Genomic DNA, 19378 nt, shown 5'->3' with positions numbered 1-19378 from the left:
CTGCGCCGCCGTCCTGGGACGGATTCCTGCCAACCCGGCGCGCAGGCACCCCACCCCGTGTCTCCGAATCAGGCGATGCGGCGAAATCAGGCCGATTCCGCACCGCATCGGCCTGATCTCGCCTCATCGCCTGATTCGAGGACGGGCGTCAGGGGGCCGAGCGGACGGGGATGGATGCTGCGACCCGGGCCCGCGGATGGTCAGGCGTCGAGCGGGGTGACGCCGGCGCGGGCGAAGGCGGCGGTGGCAGCATCCATCGACTCCTCCCGGTCGGTCTCGACGAGGCCCAGGCGGGTGCGCCGGTCGAGGAGGTCGGCGACGCTCAGGGCGCCCTCGACCCGGACGCCCCACTCGAGCTCCTGCGCGGTCACGCCGCACGCGGCGCCCGGACCGCCGGCGAGCGCCACCGCATACGGCGCCTCGGCGCCGAAACGGCGCACCAGGCGCGGGGCCGCGGCGATCTCGCCGAGGCGGTGGCGCGGCCACGCGCCGACGAGCGGGATCGAGCGGGTCGGCGACGGGCGAGAGGCGAAGCCGGGATCGCACCGGACGACGGCGTCGACGGCGTCCTCGGCCATGCGCCGATAGGTCGTGAGCTTGCCGCCGACGATGCTCAGCACACCGCTCGCGGACCCGATGATCGCGTGCCGGCGCGAGAGATCGCTGGTGTCGTCGTCACCCGCACCCGCAAGGAGCGGGCGGAGCCCCGCGAACGTCGACAGCACGTCGGCGCGCGTCAGCGGCTCCTCCAGCACGGTGTTGACCGTGCCGAGCAGCATGTCGATCTCGGCGTCGGTCGCGTGCGCGATGTCGGGGATCGGCCCGTCGGCGGGAACGTCGGTGAGGCCGATGTAGGTGCGGCCGTGCTGCGCGGGCAGCGTGAACACGAAGCGGCTCGACGAGCCCGGGATCGGCACCGTGAGCGACACGTCCGAGCCGCCGAGGCGGGCCGTCGACACCACCAGGTGCGTGCCGCGGCTCGGCCGCAGCCGCACGTCGTGGTCGAGCTCGCCCGCCCACACGCCCGTCGCGCTGACGACGGCTCGCGCGTGCACGTGCAGCGTCGCGCCGGTCACCGCGTCCCGCAGGGTCGCCTCGCGCCCGGTGACCGCGACGGCCTCGATGCGGGTGAGGATGGATGCCCCGTACCCGGCGGCCGTCCGCGCGACGGCGACGACGAGCCGGGCGTCGTCGATGAGCTGCCCGTCCCAGCCGCGCACGCCGCCGCGGAGCCCCTGGGCCCGGACGGCCGGAGCGAGGGCGAGAGTGGTGTCGCGGCCGATCGCGCCCGGCGCGCGCAGCAGCCCGCCCGGGGTTCCGACGACGCGGCGCAGGCCGTCGCCGAGCTCGTACCCCAGGCCGATGTACGCGCCGCGCGCGACGTGCCCCGGCTCGTGCAGCGGCACGACCTGCGCGAGCGCGCGCGTGAGGTGCGGCGCGGTGCGGGTGAGGAGGAGGTGGCGCTCGCTCGCGCTCTCGTGCGCGATGCCGAGCTGGCCCGACGCGAGGTACCGCAGTCCGCCGTGCACGAGCTTGGAGCTGAAGCGGCTGGTGCCGTGCGCGAGGTCGTGCCGCTCGACGAGCACGGTGCGCAGGCCTCTGGCCGCAGCATCCAACGCGATCCCGGCGCCGGTGATGCCGCCGCCGATGACGAGCAGGTCGATCTCGCCGCCGTCGGCGAGCGCCTCGAGCTCCCGCGCGCGACGCGCCGCCGACAGGGCCGAGGACGAGGGCGTGCGCCCCACGATGCGCGTCTGCACCCTGACATGATGCCGCACCCGCCCGCCCCGGGGCGCGACGGCGCGGTGCGATACTGGCCAGATGCCGACGACGCCAGAGTCCCCGCTGTCCGCACCGCAGCGGCCGCTCGCCGTTCCCGCGCCGCGTCCGCGAGGCGACTGGGACGCCTGGGGTTCGGAGCCCGCGCGCCTGCCGGCCGCCGCGAAGGCGATCGTCGCGACGTTGCTGCCGGGCAAGGCGCACCCCGTGCCGCACCGCGCCGCACCTGTCCTCACGCCGTCGCTGCTGACCGACGAGGATCACACCGCCCTCGCTGCGGTCGTCGACGCCGGGGCCGCCGCGGCGACCCGCGACGACGCCGTGCGCATGCTGCACCTCGGCGGCAAGAGCACGCCCGATCTGCTGCGGCGGCGCCTCGATGAGACGCAGGCCGCGCCCGACGCCGTGGTCTCCCCCGCCACGCACGACGAGGTCGCGGCGGTGCTGCGCGTCTGCGGCGAGTGCGGCATCGCCGTCGTGCCGTTCGGCGGCGGCACGTCGGTCGTCGGCGGCGTCGACCCGGTGCGCGGCGCCCACCGCGCCGTGATCGCCCTCGACCTCGGCCGCACGGCGGCGCTCCTCGCCCTCGACGAGGTGTCGCTCCTCGCGACGTTCGGCGCCGGCACGACCGGCCCCCAGGCCGAGGAGCTGCTGGGCGCGCGCGGCTACACGCTCGGCCACTTCCCGCAGAGCTTCCTGTACGCCTCGCTCGGCGGGTACGCGGCGACGCGGTCGAGCGGCCAGGCCTCGCGCGGATACGGCCGCTTCGACGACCTCGTCCACGCGCTGCGGGTCGCCACGCCCGCCGGTGACCTCGACCTCGGCCGCGCGCCGGCGAGCGCGGCCGGCCCGGACCTCCGCGAGCTGTTCCTGGGTTCGGAGGGCGCGTTCGGCGTCCTCACCGAGGTCACGGTCCGGATCCGCCCGGTGCCGGCGGCGACCGCGTACGGCGCGTGGTCGTTCCCCGACTTCGCCTCGGGGGCGTCGGCGTTCCGGGAAGCGACGCAGCGCAGCATCCGTCCCACCGTCCTGCGGCTGAGCGACGAGACCGAGACGCGGGTGAACGCCGCGATGGGCGGACACCTCACCCGCATGCGGGGATGCCTCGCGGTCGCGACCTTCGAAGATGCGACCGCCGCCGAGGCGGAGGCCGCGCGCGCCGCGCTCGACGCGGTCTTCCGCGCGCACGGCGCGACGCCCCGCGGCGAGGACCCGGCCCGCTCGTGGGAGCGCGGCCGCTTCGCCTCCCCCGCCCTGCGCGACACGCTCATGGACATCGGCGTCCTCGCCGAGACCCTCGAGACCGCGACCACGTGGGCGAACCTGCCCACGCTGAAGGCCTCGGTCACCGCGGCGCTGACCGAGAGCCTCACCGCCGCGGGCACGAAGCCGATCGTGCTGTGCCACATCTCGCACGTCTACCCGGCGGGCGCCTCGCTCTACTTCACGGTGGTCGCGGCGCTCACCGACGATCCTGGAGCACAGTGGACGACGGCGAAGGATGCTGCGTCCCGCGCTATCGGCGACGCCCGGGGCACGATCACCCACCATCACGCCGTGGGGCGCGACCACCGCCCGTACCTCGAGGCCGAGATCGGCCCGCTCGGCGTCGAGGTGCTGCGCGCGGTCAAGGACGTGCTCGACCCGCGGGGCATCATGAACCCCGGCGCCCTCGTCGCGCCCGCTGCCGACGCGGCGGAGCGGGCGTGAATGTCGCGCTGCTCGTCAATCCCGCGGCGCGCGCCGGTGCCCACACGGGCGCCGCCACCCACGCCGCAGAGCGCCTGCGGGCCCACGGCGTGCAGACGTCGATCCTGAGCGGGGGCAGCGCGGCGGAGTCCTCCGCACTGCTGCGGACCGCGATCGAGGTCGGCGTCGACGCGGTCGTCGTGGCGGGCGGCGACGGCACCGTGAACCTCGCGATCCAGGAGGTCGCGCACACGGGCATCCCGCTCGGCATCGTGCCGTCCGGCACCGGCAACGACTTCGCAGCGACGCTGGGGCTCCGCGAACTCGATGTGGCCGCCGCCGCCGACGCGATCGCGGGCGGTGCCACCCGGGCGATCGACCTCGCGCGGGTGACGCGCGACGACGGATCGGCACGATTCTTCGGGTCGGTGCTGGCGAGCGGGTTCGACTCCAAGGTCAACGACCGCGCGAACGCGATGCGATGGCCGCGCGGCGGGTCGCGGTACAACATCGCGATCCTCGTCGAGTTCCTGACGCTCGCCGGCATCCCCTACGAGGTGGACCTCGAGCTCGCCGACGGCACGCGCGAAGAGGTGCGCGGCGACCTGGTCATGGCCACCGTCGGCAACGGACGCACCTACGGCGGCGGCATCCCGATCTGTCCCGATGCCGACCCGGCCGACGGTCTGCTCGACGTCGTCCTCGTGCGACCCGCGGGAAGACTGCGCCTGCTGCGCCTCCTCCCGCGGGTGTACCGGGGCACGCACGCGGGCGTGCCCGAGGTCGCGATGCGACGCGTGCGCGCAGTGCGGCTGTCGTCACCGGGGGTCACGGCCTACGCCGACGGCGACCCGATCGGCGCGCTGCCGCTGACGGTCGACGTGGTGCCCGGCGCGCTCACGATCTTCACGCCCGCCGGCTGACCCGGCGGGCGGCGGCGTCAGTGCGCTGCCTGGACCGCCCGGAGCTTCGCCAGCACCTGGTCGCGCAGCTCTTCGGGTGCGCTCTCCTTGCAGGCCCGCGCCAGCACCTCGGTCAGCGTGGTCGCGACGAGAGCCTCGTCGCGGCAGCCCTCGCAGTTCGCCAGGTGCTCGGCGATGTCGCTCTGCTCGGTCTTGCAGACCTCGTGGCGCAGGTACTCCTCCAGGTCGCGCCGCGCCTTCTCACAGCCGCAGTCGGTCATTTCGTGCTCCTTGTGGCGGCGGGGGTGATGCCGCGCTCTTTCGCGTAGTCGGCCAGCAGTTCACGCAGCATGCGCCTGCCACGGTGCAGACGGCTCATGACGGTGCCGATGGGGGTCTTCATGATGTCGGCGATCTCCTGGTAGGCGAAGCCCTCGACGTCGGCGAGGTACACCGCCAGCCGGAAATCCTCCGGGATGGACTGCAGCGCGTCCTTCACGACCGACGCGGGCATGTGGTCGATCGCCTCGGCCTCGGCCGAGCGGGTGCTCGTCGCGGTCGTGGACTCGGCACCGCCGAGCTGCCAGTCCTCGAGCTCGTCGATCGTGCCCTGGTACGGCTCGCGCTGCTTCTTGCGGTACGTGTTGATGTAGGTGTTCGTCAGGATGCGGTACAGCCACGCCTTGAGGTTCGTGCCCTGCGTGAAGGTCTTCCACGAGGCGAATGCCTTGACGAAGGTCTCCTGCACGAGGTCCGCCGCATCGGCGGGATTGCGCGTCATGCGCATGGCCGCGGCGTACAGCTGGTCCATGAAGGGCAGCGCCTGCTCTTCGAACTGCGCGCGGGGATCCTGGGCCTGGTCCGCCGCGGCAGCCTGGTCGGTCGAGTCGCTCATCACGCGCCAGTCTACGGCGGCCTGTTGCAGGCCGCCGGGGACACCTGCGTCACGCTCGGCGAGGAGGGGCGCCTCGTGATCGAGACGCTCGAGAGTGGCGAACATCCGGCTCCGCTTCCGTAGGTTGCTCCCGGCTGGTGCCCACCGGGTTCAGTAGGGTAGAACCCGATGACAGCCGACGCGTATTCCCCGCCCTCCGCGCCGATCGGGCGCGGCCACTGGCCCGCGCCCGTCGCGGACGGCGCGCTGCATGCCACGGTGACCGTTCCGGGCTCCAAATCGCTCACGAATCGCGAGCTCATCCTCGCCGCGCTCGCCGACGGACCCAGCCGGCTCCTCTCGCCGCTGCACTCCGACGACTCCGCCCGCATGATCGACGCGCTGCGCTCGCTCGGCGTGGGGATCGAGCTGGTCGAGGGTGCCGGGCTCTACGGCGACGACATCGAGGTGACCCCGGTGTGGCCCCTGCGCGGCGACTCCGTCGTGGACTGCGGCCAGGCCGGCACCGTCATGCGCTTCGTCGCGGGGCTGGGCGGCTTCGCCCGCGGCGACGTCACCCTCACGGCGCACGAGAGCGCGCTGCACCGCCCGATGGGGGCCATGATCACCGCGCTGCGCGACGTCGGCGTCGACATCGACGACGGCGGCCACTGGGCGCTCCCCTTCATCATCCGCGGCCACGGTCACGTGCGCGGCGGCGAGGTGACGATCGACGCCAGCGCGTCGAGCCAGTTCGTCTCGGGTCTCCTCCTCGCGGCTCCCCGCTTCGACGTGGGCCTGCAGCTGCGCCACTCCGGCGAACGGCTGCCGAGCATCCCTCACATCGACATGACGGTCGAGGCCCTCGGGCACCGCGGCGTGCACGTCGAGCGCCCCGGTGTCGGCGAGTGGATCGTGCCGGCGGGCCCGATCCGCGGCAAGGACGTCGCGATCGAGCCCGACCTGTCGAACGCGGCGCCCTTCCTCGCGGCCGCGATGATCGTGGGCGGCTCCGTCTCGGTCACCGGCTGGCCCGCGCACTCGACGCAGCCCGGCGCGATGCTCACCGAGATCCTCGCGCTCATGGGCGCCCGCGTGGTGCGCCGCGGCGGCGCGCTCACCGTGACCGCGGGCTCGGCCATCCAGGGCGTCGACCTCGACCTGTCGGCCGCCGGCGAGCTGACCCCCACGATCTTCGCGCTCGCGGCCTTCGCCGACTCCCCCTCCACCCTGCACGGCATCGGCCACATCCGCGGCCATGAGACCGACCGCATCGCCGCGCTGGTGGCGGAGCTGCGCGGCCTGGGCGGCGAGGCGGAAGAGCTGCCCGACGGCATCCGCATCGTGCCCCGCCCGCTCCACGGCGGCACCTGGCACGCGTACCACGACCACCGGATGGCGACCACCGGCGCGCTCATCGGCCTCGCCGTGCCCGGCGTCGAGGTCGACGACATCGGCACGACGGCCAAGACGATGCCCGAGTTCCCGCAGATCTGGCAGCGGATGCTCGACGGCGAACACGCCGACGGCGGGTTCCCCGAGGAGACGATGCGCGCCTCGTGAGGCGACGCGTGCGTGCCCTGGACGACCTGATGGGCGGGACGACACCGTGAGCTGGCTCGACGATCTCGACGATGACGACGAGCCGGAGTTCGACGAGGCCGACGTCCGCGTCCGACCGAACCCGAAGGCGAACCGTCCCCGCACCAAGCGCCGTCCCGCGCACAGCGACGCCGAGATCGCGCGCGTGCTCGGGGTCGACCGCGGCCGCTACACCGTACTCGTCGACGAAGACCTTCCCACCGAGCGCACGGTGCTCGCGGCCCGCGCCCGCGAACTGCGCAAGACGCCGATCGTCACCGGCGACCGCGCGCGCGTCGTGGGCGACGCGTCGGGCGACGACGGCACGCTCGCGCGCATCGTCGGCATCGAGGACCGCACGTCGCTCCTGCGCCGCAGCGCCGACGACACCGACCAGGTCGAGCGCGTCGTCGTGGCCAACGCCGACCAGATGCTCGTCGTCGTCGCGGCCGCCGATCCCGAGCCGCGGCCGCGCCTGGTCGACCGCTACCTCGTCGCGGCGCTGGATGCCGGCATCCGTCCTCTCCTCGTCGTCACCAAGACCGACCTGGCCGACCCGGCCGAGTTCCTCGCGCACTTCGACGGGCTCGATCTCGAGGTGTTCACGAGCAGCAAGGAGGAGATGCCGCTCGAGCGGATCGGCGCGGCGCTCGTCGGCCACTCGACGGTGTTCGTCGGGCACTCGGGCGTCGGCAAGTCGACGCTCGTCAACGCGCTGGTGCCTGACGCGAAGCGTGCGACCGGACACGTCAACGTGGTGACCGGCCGCGGGCGCCACACCTCGAGCTCGACCGTGTCGCTGCGCTACCGCGGAGAGGTGCTCGGCGGCGGCGTGTCCGGCAGCGGCTGGGTCATCGACACCCCGGGGGTGCGCTCCTTCGGCCTCGGCCACGTGGATCCCGCCAACATCCTCCGCGCCTTCACCGACCTCGCCGAGATCGCCGAGGAGTGCCCGCGCGGCTGCACCCACCTTCCGGACGCCCCCGACTGCGCGATCGTCGAGGCCGTCGAGGAGGGCCGGCTCGGCCCGGGCGGCGCCGCCCGTCTGGATTCGCTCCAGCGCCTGCTCGAGACGTTCGCGAAGAAGGCGCAGGAACCCGGCGCCTAAAGTGGAACGGTGACCACGACGCGCCTCGAACCCGGCTCCCTCGCTCCCGCCTTCACGCTCCTCGACCAGGACGAGCAGGCCATGACGCTGAAGGATCTGCGCGGCGGGCGCGTCATCCTCTTCTTCTACCCCGCGGCGATGACGCCCGGCTGCACCAAGGAGGCGTGCGACTTCCGCGACAGCCTCGCCCCGCTGCAGGCCGCCGGCTACACCGTGCTCGGCATCTCGCCCGACGAGCCCGAGAAGCTGCGGCGGTTCCGCGAGCGCGACGGCCTCACGTACGACCTGCTGAGCGACCCCGATCACAAGGTGCTCGCCAAGTACGCGGCGTGGGGCGAGAAGATGAACTACGGCAAGACCTTCATGGGCGTCATCCGCTCCACGTTCGTCATCGACGAGAAGGGCCGCATCACGCACGCGCTGTACAACGTGCGTGCGACCGGCCACGTCGCCCGCGTACGGGCGCTCGTGGGCGTCTGAGCGCCCGGCGACCCTCTAGGCTCCCGGAGCCTGCCCGCCGGCCTCTTCGTCGCGCTCCCGGCGCGCGGCGCGGCCGGCGTCGCGCACGGCGAGCACCAGCAGCACCAGCACGATCAGGGCCGGAACGGCGAGCGCGAGCGCCGCGGCCGGGTCGGCGAACGCGCCGGTGGCGGCGCCCAGCGCCACCGCGAGGATCAGCAGCTGCGTGACGATGCCGCCCGAGCGGCCCCACGACTGGCCCCGCCAGATCGCGAACGCGAACGCGACGACCGCCGCAGCACCAACGAGGGTGAGCACAGCCAGGGCGATCGCGCTCTCGATCGAGCCGGTGTCACCCGAGACGATCGCGACGATCTCACGCACCGTGAGCGCGGCGAGCCCGAGCCCCTCGAGCCCGACCAGCGCGGCGGCGATCCTTCCGGACAGGTTTGTCCGCATTCTCCGTCGACTCCTTCTTCCAGCGACAGCGGTTTGTGCGAACCCTCCATACGCCCCCGGGAACACTCAGCAAGTCCTACACAAACCCGCCGAAGAACCCTTGATTCAGGTAAACCGCTATGGGACGATTGGTGAAGCCGTGTGCTCCCACAGCGACGTGGGGCGAGATCATCTCGCACATCCCACAGGGTACCGGACCCGAACCGGGCCCCCATTCCCACCCCTCTGTCACAAGGAGCACCACCATGGACTGGCGCGACAAGGCCGCCTGCCTGACCGTCGACCCCGAACTGTTCTTCCCCGTGGGGAACACCGGACCGGCCGTCGATCAGATCGAGAAGGCCAAGTCGGTGTGCGCACGCTGCACCGTCACCGAGATCTGCCTGCAGTACGCCCTCGAGACCGGTCAGGACTCGGGCGTGTGGGGCGGCCTCTCCGAAGACGAGCGCCGCGCCCTCAAGCGCCGCGCCGCCCGCGCGCGCCGCGCCTCCTGACACCTCGCGCCACGGCGCTTTCGATGAGCGGATGCCTCGGCTCGAGGCATCCGCTCATCGCTGTCAGCTGCGGGCGCGCTCGATGTAGCGCAGCGGGATGTCGATCGTGACCTCCGTGCCGCTGCCCATGATGGTGTGCCAGTCGATGGTGCCGCCCAGCTCGCCCTGGATGAGGGTGCGCACGATCTGCGTGCCGAGGCCGCGACCGACCTGACCCTCGGGCAGGCCCGAGCCGGTGTCGCGCACGCGCACCTCGAGCTTGTCGTCGGTGCGCTCGGCGATGATCTCGACGTCGCCCTCCTGGCCGGCCAGCCCGTGCTCGACGGCGTTCGTGACGAGCTCGGTGAGAGCCAGCGCGAGCGGCGTCGCGTACTCGCTGGGCAGCGTGCCGAAGCGGCCCGTGGAATGCGTCTTGGCGCGCGTGTTCGGCGCCGCGGCGACCTCGGCGACGAGCTTGAGCACCCGCGCGAACACCTCGTCGAAATCGACGTTCTGCGCGAGGCCCTCCGAAAGGGTGTCGTGCACGACCGCGATCGCCGACACACGGCGCATCGCCTGTGTGAGCGCGTCGCGGGCCTCTTCGGTGTGCGAGCGCCTGGCCTGGATGCGCAGCAGGGATGCGACGGTCTGCAGGTTGTTCTTGACGCGGTGGTGGATCTCGCGGATCGTCGCGTCCTTGGTGATGAGCTCCTGCTCCTGGTGGCGGATCTCGGTCACGTCGCGGCAGAGCACGATCGCGCCGATACGCGTGCCGTGATCGCGCAGCGGGATGGTGCGCAGCGACACCGTCACGCCGCGGGCCTCGAGGTCCGCGCGCCACGGCGCGCGGCCCGTGACCACGACCGGGAGGGACTCGTCGAACTGACGCTTCGTCGGCAGGATGCCGGTCACGACCTCGACGAGCGACTCGCCCTCGAGCTCGTCCTCGAACCCCAGCCGGTTGAACGCCGACAGCGCGTTGGGACTCGCGAAGGTGGTGATGCCGTCGACGTCGAGCCTGACCAGGCCGTCCGACGCGCGGGGCGCGCCGCGACGCGGCGACGTCGGCGCCGACAGATCGGGGAAGTCGCCCGACGCGATCATGCCGAACAGGTCGTCGGCGCAGTCGTTGAAGGTGATCTGCTGGCGCGAGGGGGTGCGCGCCTCGCCCAGGTTGGTGTGGCGGGTGATCACGCCGATCACCGTCGCCTCCTTGCCGCTCTTGCGGGCCACCGGCACCGCGCGCACGCGCGTGGGGGTCTCTTCGAACCAGTCGGGCGACGCCGAGTCGACGATGTTCCCCGTCTGGAACGCGTCGCGCACCTGCGTGCGCCACTGCGGCCGCACGCGGTCGCCGACGATGTCGCGGTAGAACAGGGTCGCCGCGCCGCCGGGCCGGGTGTGGGCCACGGCGACGAAGGAGTCGTCGGATGTCGGCACCCAGACCACGATGTCGGCGAAAGCCAGATCGGCGAGGAGCTGGCCGTCCCCCGCGAGACGATGCAGCCACTCCACGTCCTCTTCACTGGAGCGGCCCTGGGCGTAAACGAGATCGCTGAGGGTCGACACGGACCTAGCCTAAAGCGCGCGGCTCACCCGACCCGTCCGGCGACACGTGCCATGTCATCCGCCCGGGGCTGCGGGGCGCGTCCTGGCCCGGTCCGACGGGTGTCCCGGCGTCGCAGCCGTCCCGCGCGCTGCGGTTCGGGAGCGGGCACGATCGCCTCGCCCACGAAGCGGCGCAGCGCAAGCGTGAACGGCGACCGCGGCGCGACTTCGGCGATCGGCTGCGACGCGAGGATCGCGGCATCCGCGGATCTCGGGTCCTGCGGAAGGAACCAGACGTCGTCGATGCCGCCGAAGCGGTCGAGCGTGCGGCGCACCTGCCCGCGCGCGTCGATGCCGAGTGTCCCTGGCCGGAGCCGGTTGGCGAGGACGGCCACCGGCGTCGCGCCGACGGTGGCGCGCAGGTCGGCGTGGCCGCGCAGGAACCGCGCGACGCCGACGGGGTCGGCCGCGACCACCGCGACGACGAGGTCGGCGGCGCGCAGCGCAGCCAGGGTCGCGGCATTGCGCCGCGGACCGTCGAGGTCGCTCACGATCTCTTCGTCGCGCTCGAGCGACGACGCCACGTCGACCACCGTGTGGTCGGCCCATTCGCGGCAAGCCGCCAGGGCGGCGCCCACGCGCCGGTCGTCGAGCTCGGGCCAGCGCGAGGGCCGGTTGATGCCTGTGAGCACGTCGACGCCGGTGCGCCCGAGCGGCACGGCGATGCGGGTGAGCTCGCGCGCGTCGAGGCCGCCGAGCTCGGCCTGCCGGCATGCGGCGGCGAATCCGGGGCCCTCGTCGGCGAGCCCGAGCGTGAGGGCGAGCGAAGGGGCGTGCGTGTCGGCGTCGACGAGGGCGACGTGGCGTCCGCCGCGGGCGAGTTCGACGGCGAGCTCCGCGGCGACGGTGGAGCGCCCCGGCGCGCCGGCCGGACCCCACACCGCGATCACGCGCGGCTGCGGGCGCTCCGGCTCCGCGGGCGCCGACGCACGCGGTGCGGCCGAGAGCGCCTCGGCGATGCGCCACGGCTCGGTGTGCCGGCTGAGCGGGGTCTCGAGCCCGCACGACGCGGCGATCCGCTCCCCCGCCGCGTCCTCGACGAGCGGCACGACCCGCGTGCCGGCGCGGTCGCAGAGTGCGACGACGGTCGGCGACATCGTGGCACGCGACACCGCGACCACCAGCGCGTCGGCGTCGGCGAGCGCCCGGAGCATCGCCTCTGCGTCGGCGCCCAGCATCCCATCCGCCGCGGCGAGGGCGGGAGCGGATGCCGCGACCTCCGCGATGACGTCGATCCCCTCGCGACGCAGTCCCTCGGTGAGGAGCTGCCCGTCGTCGACGGCGACGACGACCTTCACGAGCCGGACCCCGTCGTGGGGACGATCGAGAGCGCGGACTCGTCGGCCATCGCGGCGAGGGTCGCCGGAACGTCTGCCCGCGGGATGACGAGCTCGAGCGCGGCCGCTCCCCCGCCGATCATCGAATCGTCGCGCGTCACCGACACGACGGTGGCGTCGGCGACCAGGATGCGCGGCTCGTCGTAGGCGCCCTGCTCGACGAGCGGAGACGACCAGACTTCGACGACGCTGCCCGCCTCGACCGACGCGGGCACGTCGACGGCGCTGCGCACGACGACGCTCGTGGTGCGCGCGGAGTCGGGATCGCCGACGGATGCCGCGGGCACGAGCTCGCCCGCCTCGATCGTGCGGGTCGCGACCACGGGCCGATCGAGGTCCTCGGCCGTGAGGTATGTGCCGGCGAGGGTGCCGAGCGCGACATCGACGACCTTCAGGTCACCGGCGGCGACCGCTTCGCCGGGGACGATCGTGTGCGCGGCGGCGTACACCGGGACCGTCTGCCGCGCGGCCGAGACGACGAGCCAGACGCCGACGACGGACGCCGCCACGAGGAGCACTCCGAGGAAGAACCGCGCATCGCCCCAGAAGGCTCTGCGCGGGGTGCGGACGGGGTCGTGGGCGGCGGTCATGCGTCCATCGTCGCCGACTCGGCAGCACGACGTCGGGCGTTATCCACAGGGGTACCGGTGCCAGGCCCGCTCCGGGGAGGCAGGTCCATAATGGGGGCATGTCAGATGACCCGACGTCCGACGTGCGTCTCTACGCACCCGCCCAGGTGGGCGAGGTGCTCGGGGTGTCGGTCGACGAGGTCATGGCTCTGGTGCACGAGGGGCGGCTCCGCGGGCTCCGCGTCGGCGCCCCCGCACGGTGGCGGGTCGACGCCGCGAGCGTCCGTGAATACCTCGACGACCAGGCCGAGGAGGCGCGCCGCATGGCGCTCTGGCGTCAGTCGCAGACCGCGAGCTTCCCCGAGCTGTGGGGCGGGAGCATCGTCCGCCACCCGGACTGAACCCGGCGCTCGCGCCGATGCGCAGCGGGGCCTCGCCGGCCCCGATCAGGGGATCGTCGGCGCCGCGTCGGCGCGGATCCACGCGATCGCCGTGAACGGCACCAGGCGGTAGCCCGACACCGCGTCGGCACGTCGCGGGGCGCCGGGGTCGTGCACCGCGAGGTCGAGATGGTCGGCGCCCGCGCGATCGATCGTGCCCGTGAGAACCCGGCCCGATGCCAGGTGCACCGCGACCCCCGCACGCCGCCGCACGAGGTCGCGCAGCACGAAGCCGAAGGTCAGCCGGTCGGCCAGCGGCGAGCGCGCCGGCGCGGGGCGCGCCGTGCGCAGCAGGTCGGCATGCGGCAGGCCGATCGCGCCGATCGCCGCGAACGGCACGATGACCGCGCCGCCCGGTCCCTCGGCGAGGGCGAGCGCGACCCAGTCCGCGCCGACCCCGGTCACCGCCGCGCGCACCGTGGCTCCGTCGGCGAGGTCGAACGACGCGACGGCCGGCGTCGCTCCATCGCGGGCGGCGAGCAGTGTCAGCCGCTCCGAGAGCTGCACCCGCGAGAGCCGCAGGCGCTCCGCCTCGGTGTCGAGCGCGGCACGCTCGGCCTCCCATTCGGAGGCGAGCTGATCCTCGAGATCGTCGAAGAAGCGGTCCCAGCGCACTCAGCGAGAGTAGGGCACCACGGCGGATCCGGCCGCGAGTTATCCACAGCCGACCAGGCAGGATTTTCCTGAGAGTTCGCTGTGTGGTCTACTGTCCGGAAGACATCCCCCTGTCGAGATTGGCTCCCATGGCAATGACGCCCGCGGGCACCGCCCGCGTACCCATCGCGTCCCGCAGCAGCGCGCAAGTCGCAGAGTTCTTCGCGCCGCAGCGGACGCCGTCCATCGCTCTCCCCGATCCGGAGACGTTCCTGCGCAACCTCACCGTCGGCGTGCTCGAGGTCTTCGCGGGCGTCCGCGAGGTCGACCAGCTCGCGCGCTGGCTCACCGAGGACGCCTACCGCAAGCTCGTGACCCGCGCGAACCTCGCGACCCGGGCACGCAGCGCGCGCGGCGTCGGGGCGAAGCGTCCCGTGCACGCCATCATGTCGGTGCACGTGTCCTCCCCCGTCGACGGCATCATCGAGGCCGTCGTCATCGTCCGCGGGCCGGCGCGCACCCGCGCGCTCGCCGTGCGGATCGAGGGCATGGACAGCCGCTGGCGCGCGACCTCGCTCGCGCTGCTCTGACGATCCGCGCGACCCCCGGCGGAGCCGGCCACGACGTGCGGCCGTCCCGTCGTCAGCTCTTGTCGTCCTTGTCGATGAGCTCGAGCAGCGAGCGGAGAGCATCGCGGATCTCGTAGTGGTCGTACTGGCCGGCACGGCTCTCCGCAGAGATCACGCCCGACCGGTGCACCTTCGTGAAGTCGCCCACGGGGAACGAGTACGCCTTCTTCGTCTCCTCGTTCTCGCGATGGTCGATGCCGAGGTGCCAGTGGGAGTACTCGGTCCATCCTTCTCGCTTGATGTACGAGTTCTCCTCGTCGGCGGTCGGGGCAGCCTCCGACCAATCGTCGCGTTCATCGCGCACGACCTTGCCGTCCCGGATGAGCGCGCGCGCATGGCGCAGCGCCGGCTGGTTCAGTTCGATGGACATGCGGCGAAAGTACGACGCCCGCCCCTCTCATGCGAGGGGGTTGACGAACCGCGCGCGGCGCGGATCGGTCGGCCTACTGCTTGTACGACGACAGGAAGTTGCCGAGCCGCTCGACGGCCTCCGCGAGCACGCGCGCCTCGGGGAGCGTGACGATACGCAGGTGATCGGGGGTCGGCCAGTTGAAGCCGGTCCCCTGCACCAGCAGCACGTGCTCGGCGACGAGGAAGTCGTAGACGAGCTTGGCGTCGTCGCGGATCTCGTAGACGTTCGGGTCGAGTCGCGGGAACGCGTAGAGCGCACCCTGCGGCTTCAGGCAGGTCACCCCGGGGATGCGCTCGAGGCCCTCCCACGCAGCATCCCGCTGCTCATGGAGGCGCCCGTCGGGGGCGATGAGCGCGTCGATGGACTGCACGCCCGACAGCGCCGCCTGCACGGCGTACTGCGCAGGCACGTTGGGGCACAGGCGCGTCGACGCGAGCAGCTGGATGCCCTCGAGGAAGCCGGCGGCGTGCTTCTTCGGCCCCGTGATCACGAGCCAGCCGGAGCGGTAGCCCGCGACGCGGTACGTCTTCGACAGGCCGTTGAAGGTGAGGCACAGCAGGTCGGGCGCGAGCGTCGCGAGCGGGATGTGCTGCGCCTCGTCGTAGAGGATGCGGTCGTAGATCTCGTCCGACAGCAGCAGGAGCGAGTTCTCGCGGGCGATCTCGACGATGCCCTCGAGCACCTCGCGGCTGTAGACGGCGCCGGTCGGGTTGTTCGGGTTGATGACGACGATCGCCTTGGTGCGCGGCGTGATCCTCTCGCGGATGTCGTCCAGCGAGGGCTGCCACCCGGCCTCGGGGTCGCAGCGGTAGTGCACGGGCGTGCCTCCGGCGAGGCTCGTCATCGCCGTCCACAGCGGGTAGTCGGGCGCGGGGATCAGCACCTCGTCGCCCTCGTCGAGGAGCGCCTGCATCGTCATGGTGATGAGCTCGGACACCCCGTTGCCGAGGTAGACGTCGTCGGGGTCGAACTGCGGGAAGCCGGGCACCTGCTCGTAGCGCGAGACCACCGCGCGCCGCGCCGACATGATGCCCTTGCTGTCGCTGTAGCCGTGCGCGTGGGGCACGGCCTCGATCATGTCGCGCACGATCTGGAACGGCGCCTCGAACCCGAACACCGCCGGATTGCCGGTGTTGAGCTTGAGGATGGTGTGCCCGTCGTCCTCCAGCCGGTCTGCCTCTGCCAGTGCCTGCCCGCGGATCTCGTAGAGAACGTTCTGGAGCTTGCTCGACTGGTCGAGGGGGCGGAGGGGACTCATCGCCCCAGGATATCCGCGGCCGGCAGGGTCCAATCGCCGCGCCGTGGCCCGCCCCGCGCGCCCGTGGCCCGCCCGCCCCTACGCCGCCCGCCCTGTACCGAAATCAGGCGATGAGGCGAATGCAGGCCGGTCCCGTCGGGATTCGTCCTGTTTTCGCCTCATCGCCTGATTCGGAGACGGATGCTGCGGCCCGGCGTGCGCCCGGAAGCCGCGGTCCGCTACTTCTTGCGCTGCTCGGCCGCGCGACGCTGCGCGCGGTTCTGCGGAGCGGGCTGCGCGGCCGGGGCCTCGCCGTCCGTCCGCTGGCCGAAGGCGCCGCGCTGCGGCTCGGCGGCGGGTGCCTGCGGCTGCTGGCCGGCGGCTGCCGCGGCGGCCGCCTGGCGCAGGCGCGTGGTCGCCGCCTGCTGCACCTGACCGCGGTCGTTGCGCACCTCGACCTCGCCGGCGTCGTTCGACGCCGAGTACTGCAGACGCTGGGTCTCGACGGGCTGCGCGCCGAGGCCCTTGGCCTCGACCTGCGTGACCTGCTCGGCGCCGGTCTCGCCCTGACGGCGCACCTCGACCTCGAGGTTGTAGAGGTAGCCGACCGACTCCTCCTTGATCTGCCCCATCATCGCCTGGAACATCTGGTACCCCTCACGCTGGTACTCGATGAGCGGGTCGCGCTGGGCCATGGCGCGCAGGCCGATGCCGTCCTTGAGGTAATCCATCTCGTAGAGGTGGTCGCGCCAGCGGCGGTCGAGCACCTGCAGCACCACGCGACGCTCGAGCTCGCGCGTCGCGGCCTCGCCGAGGGCGTTCTGACGCGTGTCGTACGCGATGCGCGCGTCGGAGAGGATCTCGCGCTTGAGGCCGTCCGAGGTGATGCCGCCCTTGCGGCCCGCGGCCTCCGCCACGACCTCGTCGATCGTGACGCCCACCGGGTAGAGCGTCTTGAGCTCGGTCCACAGCGCGTCGAAGTCCCAGTTCTCGCTGTGACCGGCGCCCGTGTGGTCGTCGATCACGGCGTTGATGGCGTCTTCGATGAAGTGCTGCACGCGGTCGGCGATGTCGTCGCCCTGCAGCATGTGGCGGCGGTCGGAGTAGATCGCCTCGCGCTGGCGGTTCAGGACATCGTCGTACTTGAGGACGTTCTTGCGGATCTCGGCGTTGCGCGCCTCGACCTGGCTCTGCGCCGACTTGATCGCGCGCGTGACCATGCCCGACTCGATCGCGACGTCGTCGGGGAAGTTCGTCCGGGCGATGATCGCCTCGGCCGCGCCCGACTGGAACAGGCGCATCAGGTCGTCGGTGAGCGACAGGTAGAAGCGGCTCTCGCCGGGGTCGCCCTGTCGGCCCGAACGACCACGCAGCTGGTTGTCGATGCGGCGCGACTCGTGACGCTCGGTGCCGAGCACGTACAGGCCGCCGGCCTCGACGACCTTGGTGCTCTCCTGGGCGACGTGATCGCGAGTCGCCTCGTACACCGAGTCCCACTCGGCCTCGTACTCCTCGGGCGTCTCGACCGGGTCGAGACCCTTGGTCTTGAGCTCCTGCACGGCGAGGAACTCGGCGTTGCCGCCGAGCATGATGTCGGTGCCGCGGCCGGCCATGTTCGTGGCGACCGTGACGGCGCCCAGGCGCCCGGCGCGGGCGACGATCTCGGCCTCGCGCGCGTGGTTCTTCGCGTTGAGGACCTCGTGCTTGATGCCCTTCTTCGCGAGCAGGCGCGAGAGGTACTCGCTCTTCTCGACGCTCACCGTGCCGACGAGCACGGGCTGGCCGATCTCGTGGCGCTTGGCGATGTCTTCGACGACCTGGGCGAACTTCGCCGTCTCGTTCTTGTAGACGAGGTCGGGCTGGTCCTTGCGGATCATCGGCTTGTTCGTCGGGATCGGCACGACGCCGAGCTGGTACGTCGACATGAACTCGGCCGCCTCGGTCTCGGCGGTACCGGTCATGCCCGCGAGCTTGTCGTACAGGCGGAAGTAGTTCTGCAGCGTGACGGTGGCGAGCGTCTGGTTCTCGGCCTTGACCGGCACGGCCTCCTTGGCCTCGATGGCCTGGTGGATGCCCTCGTTGTAGCGGCGCCCGACCAGGATGCGGCCGGTGTGCTCGTCGACGATCATGACCTCGTCGTTCATGACGACGTAGTCGGTGTCGCGCTTGAAGAGCGCGAGCGCCTTGATCGAGTTGTTGAGGAACGAGATGAGCGGGGTGTTCGCCGACTCGTACAGGTTGTCGATGCCGAGGTAGTCCTCGACCTTCTCGATGCCGGGCTCGAGCACGCCGATGGTGCGCTTCTTCTCGTCGACCTCGTAGTCGACGCCCGACTCGAGCGTCTTCGCGATCTTCGCGAACTCGACGAACCAGCGGTTCGCCTCGCCCGACGACGGGCCCGAGATGATGAGCGGCGTGCGCGCCTCGTCGATGAGGATCGAGTCGACCTCGTCGACGATCGCGTAGAAGTGACCGCGCTGCACGAGGTCTTCCTTGCGCCACGCCATGTTGTCGCGCAGGTAGTCGAAGCCGAACTCGTTGTTCGTGCCGTACGTGATGTCGGCGTTGTACTGCTCGCGGCGGATCTCGGGCGTCTGGCCCGCGACGATCGTGCCTGTCGTCATGCCGAGCGCGCGGTAGATGCGACCCATGAGCTCCGACTGGTACGACGCGAGGAAGTCGTTGACGGTGACGACGTGCACGCCCTTGCCGGCGATCGCGTTGAGGTAGACAGGGAAGGCACCGGTGAGCGTCTTGCCCTCACCGGTCTTCATCTCGGCGATGTTGCCGAGGTGCAGCGCCGCCCCGCCCATGATCTGGACGTCGTAGGCGCGCTGTCCGAGCGTGCGCTTGGCGGCCTCACGGACGGCCGCGAACGCCTCGGGCATGAGGTGGTCGAGGGTCTCGCCGGCCTGGTAGCGCGCGCGGAGCTCCGCGGTCTCGCCCCGCAGCTCTTCGTCGGTGAGGTGCTGGTAGTCCTCTTCGAGGGCGCCGACGGCCTTCACCACCTGCTGGAGCCGCCGGAGGATGCGACCCTCACCGGCGCGAAGCAGTTTCTCGAGGGGGTTGGCCACGGAGTGTCTCCATCTTCAGGCTTTCGGGAGCGGCGCAACGGCGCCAGTGCCGCCAGGGTGCATGACCCCAGGCATACCTGCCTATGTTATCCACCCGTGACCTTGGTGTGCGCTGGGTGCGCCCTCATCCATAGGGACGGATGAGAGGATGCTG

At 72.2% G+C, this 19378-nt stretch carries 19 protein-coding genes; 8 read left to right on the top strand and 11 right to left on the bottom strand.

The genetic code is table 11. From position 1 onward, the window contains the following. Positions 1 to 200: 200 nt before the first annotated feature. Positions 201 to 1760, bottom strand: coding sequence for a glycerol-3-phosphate dehydrogenase/oxidase (locus ACFC1I_RS13500; RefSeq protein WP_376010167.1), 1560 nt, complete (start codon positions 1758 to 1760; stop codon positions 201 to 203). Positions 1761 to 1821: 61 nt separating this feature from the next. On the opposite strand from ACFC1I_RS13500, the gene ACFC1I_RS13495 reads away from it, so the two are divergent. Both ACFC1I_RS13495 and ACFC1I_RS13490 read left to right on the top strand, forming a co-directional pair. Continuing rightward, a complete protein-coding gene (locus ACFC1I_RS13495; RefSeq protein ID WP_376010164.1) occupies positions 1822 to 3489 on the top strand; it encodes an FAD-binding oxidoreductase in 1668 nt (555 codons plus the stop codon). Next, positions 3486 to 4391 (top strand): diacylglycerol kinase, encoded by a 906-nt coding sequence (locus ACFC1I_RS13490; protein ID WP_376010161.1) that lies wholly within the window; start codon positions 3486 to 3488, stop codon positions 4389 to 4391. Before ACFC1I_RS13495 ends, ACFC1I_RS13490 begins: the two co-directional genes overlap by 4 nt. A gap of 17 nt (positions 4392 to 4408) precedes the next feature. Here ACFC1I_RS13490 and ACFC1I_RS13485 read toward each other — a convergent pair whose 3' ends face one another. After that, a complete protein-coding gene (locus ACFC1I_RS13485; RefSeq protein WP_045297433.1) occupies positions 4409 to 4651 on the bottom strand; it encodes a zf-HC2 domain-containing protein in 243 nt (80 codons plus the stop codon). After that, complete coding sequence (locus tag ACFC1I_RS13480) at positions 4648 to 5370, bottom strand: sigma-70 family RNA polymerase sigma factor (protein WP_376010158.1); 723 nt, start codon at positions 5368 to 5370, stop codon at positions 4648 to 4650. The genes ACFC1I_RS13485 and ACFC1I_RS13480 overlap by 4 nt, the downstream gene beginning before the upstream one ends. Positions 5371 to 5433: 63 nt before the next feature. On the opposite strand from ACFC1I_RS13480, the gene aroA reads away from it, so the two are divergent. From aroA to bcp, 3 genes are read left to right on the top strand one after another with little or no spacing between them, the layout of a single operon-like run. Beyond that, positions 5434 to 6807, top strand: a complete 1374-nt coding sequence (gene aroA / locus ACFC1I_RS13475; RefSeq protein ID WP_376010155.1) for a 3-phosphoshikimate 1-carboxyvinyltransferase — start codon at positions 5434 to 5436, stop codon at positions 6805 to 6807. A gap of 46 nt (positions 6808 to 6853) precedes the next feature. After that, on the top strand, positions 6854 to 7933 hold the full coding sequence (rsgA, locus tag ACFC1I_RS13470) for a ribosome small subunit-dependent GTPase A (RefSeq protein WP_376010152.1): 1080 nt from the start codon (positions 6854 to 6856) through the stop codon (positions 7931 to 7933). 9 nt (positions 7934 to 7942) lie between these two features. After that, positions 7943 to 8413: a thioredoxin-dependent thiol peroxidase gene (gene bcp, locus ACFC1I_RS13465; protein ID WP_376010149.1), complete on the top strand. Its 471-nt coding sequence runs from the start codon at positions 7943 to 7945 to the stop codon at positions 8411 to 8413. 15 nt (positions 8414 to 8428) lie between these two features. Here the strand turns inward: bcp and ACFC1I_RS13460 are convergent, their stop codons facing one another. Next, positions 8429 to 8851 (bottom strand): histidine kinase, encoded by a 423-nt coding sequence (locus tag ACFC1I_RS13460; protein WP_376010146.1) that lies wholly within the window; start codon positions 8849 to 8851, stop codon positions 8429 to 8431. A gap of 245 nt (positions 8852 to 9096) precedes the next feature. On the opposite strand from ACFC1I_RS13460, the gene ACFC1I_RS13455 reads away from it, so the two are divergent. Continuing rightward, positions 9097 to 9345, top strand: coding sequence for a WhiB family transcriptional regulator (locus ACFC1I_RS13455; protein WP_018171995.1), 249 nt, complete (start codon positions 9097 to 9099; stop codon positions 9343 to 9345). A 63-nt stretch (positions 9346 to 9408) separates the two neighbouring features. On the opposite strand, the gene ACFC1I_RS13450 is transcribed toward ACFC1I_RS13455, so the two are convergent. From ACFC1I_RS13450 to ACFC1I_RS13440, 3 genes are read right to left on the bottom strand one after another with little or no spacing between them, the layout of a single operon-like run. Beyond that, on the bottom strand, positions 9409 to 10893 hold the full coding sequence (locus tag ACFC1I_RS13450) for a sensor histidine kinase (RefSeq protein WP_376010143.1): 1485 nt from the start codon (positions 10891 to 10893) through the stop codon (positions 9409 to 9411). A 23-nt stretch (positions 10894 to 10916) separates the two neighbouring features. Further along, positions 10917 to 12230, bottom strand: a complete 1314-nt coding sequence (locus ACFC1I_RS13445; RefSeq protein WP_376010140.1) for a CpaE family protein — start codon at positions 12228 to 12230, stop codon at positions 10917 to 10919. Continuing rightward, positions 12227 to 12859, bottom strand: a complete 633-nt coding sequence (locus ACFC1I_RS13440) for a hypothetical protein (protein ID WP_376010137.1) — start codon at positions 12857 to 12859, stop codon at positions 12227 to 12229. Before ACFC1I_RS13440 ends, ACFC1I_RS13445 begins: the two co-directional genes overlap by 4 nt. Positions 12860 to 12957: 98 nt before the next feature. Here ACFC1I_RS13440 and ACFC1I_RS13435 point away from each other — a divergent pair, with 98 nt between their 5' ends. Further along, a complete protein-coding gene (locus tag ACFC1I_RS13435; RefSeq protein WP_376010134.1) occupies positions 12958 to 13239 on the top strand; it encodes a helix-turn-helix domain-containing protein in 282 nt (93 codons plus the stop codon). 45 nt (positions 13240 to 13284) lie between these two features. On the opposite strand, the gene ACFC1I_RS13430 is transcribed toward ACFC1I_RS13435, so the two are convergent. After that, positions 13285 to 13893, bottom strand: coding sequence for a hypothetical protein (locus ACFC1I_RS13430; protein WP_376010132.1), 609 nt, complete (start codon positions 13891 to 13893; stop codon positions 13285 to 13287). Positions 13894 to 14021: 128 nt separating this feature from the next. Between ACFC1I_RS13430 and ACFC1I_RS13425 the strand changes: the two genes are divergently transcribed. Then, entirely contained in the window at positions 14022 to 14462 is a 441-nt protein-coding gene (locus ACFC1I_RS13425) for an Rv3235 family protein (protein WP_376010129.1), read from the top strand. Between the two features lie 52 nt (positions 14463 to 14514). On the opposite strand, the gene ACFC1I_RS13420 is transcribed toward ACFC1I_RS13425, so the two are convergent. The 3 genes from ACFC1I_RS13420 to secA all read right to left on the bottom strand — a co-directional run bounded on the left by ACFC1I_RS13420 (position 14515) and on the right by secA (position 19224). Further along, complete coding sequence (locus ACFC1I_RS13420) at positions 14515 to 14871, bottom strand: hypothetical protein (protein WP_376010126.1); 357 nt, start codon at positions 14869 to 14871, stop codon at positions 14515 to 14517. Between the two features lie 73 nt (positions 14872 to 14944). Continuing rightward, a complete protein-coding gene (locus ACFC1I_RS13415; protein WP_376010123.1) occupies positions 14945 to 16171 on the bottom strand; it encodes a pyridoxal phosphate-dependent aminotransferase in 1227 nt (408 codons plus the stop codon). A gap of 218 nt (positions 16172 to 16389) precedes the next feature. Beyond that, on the bottom strand, positions 16390 to 19224 hold the full coding sequence (gene secA, locus ACFC1I_RS13410) for a preprotein translocase subunit SecA (protein ID WP_376010120.1): 2835 nt from the start codon (positions 19222 to 19224) through the stop codon (positions 16390 to 16392). Between the last annotated feature and the right edge of the window lie 154 nt (positions 19225 to 19378).

Origin of the sequence: Microbacterium sp. NPDC056044 (assembly GCF_042267145.1) — a bacterium.
Taxonomy (GTDB): Bacteria; Actinomycetota; Actinomycetes; order Actinomycetales; family Microbacteriaceae; genus Microbacterium.
The sequence above is the reverse complement of the archived record's forward strand: the minus strand, read 5'-3'. Positions and strand labels throughout refer to the sequence as shown.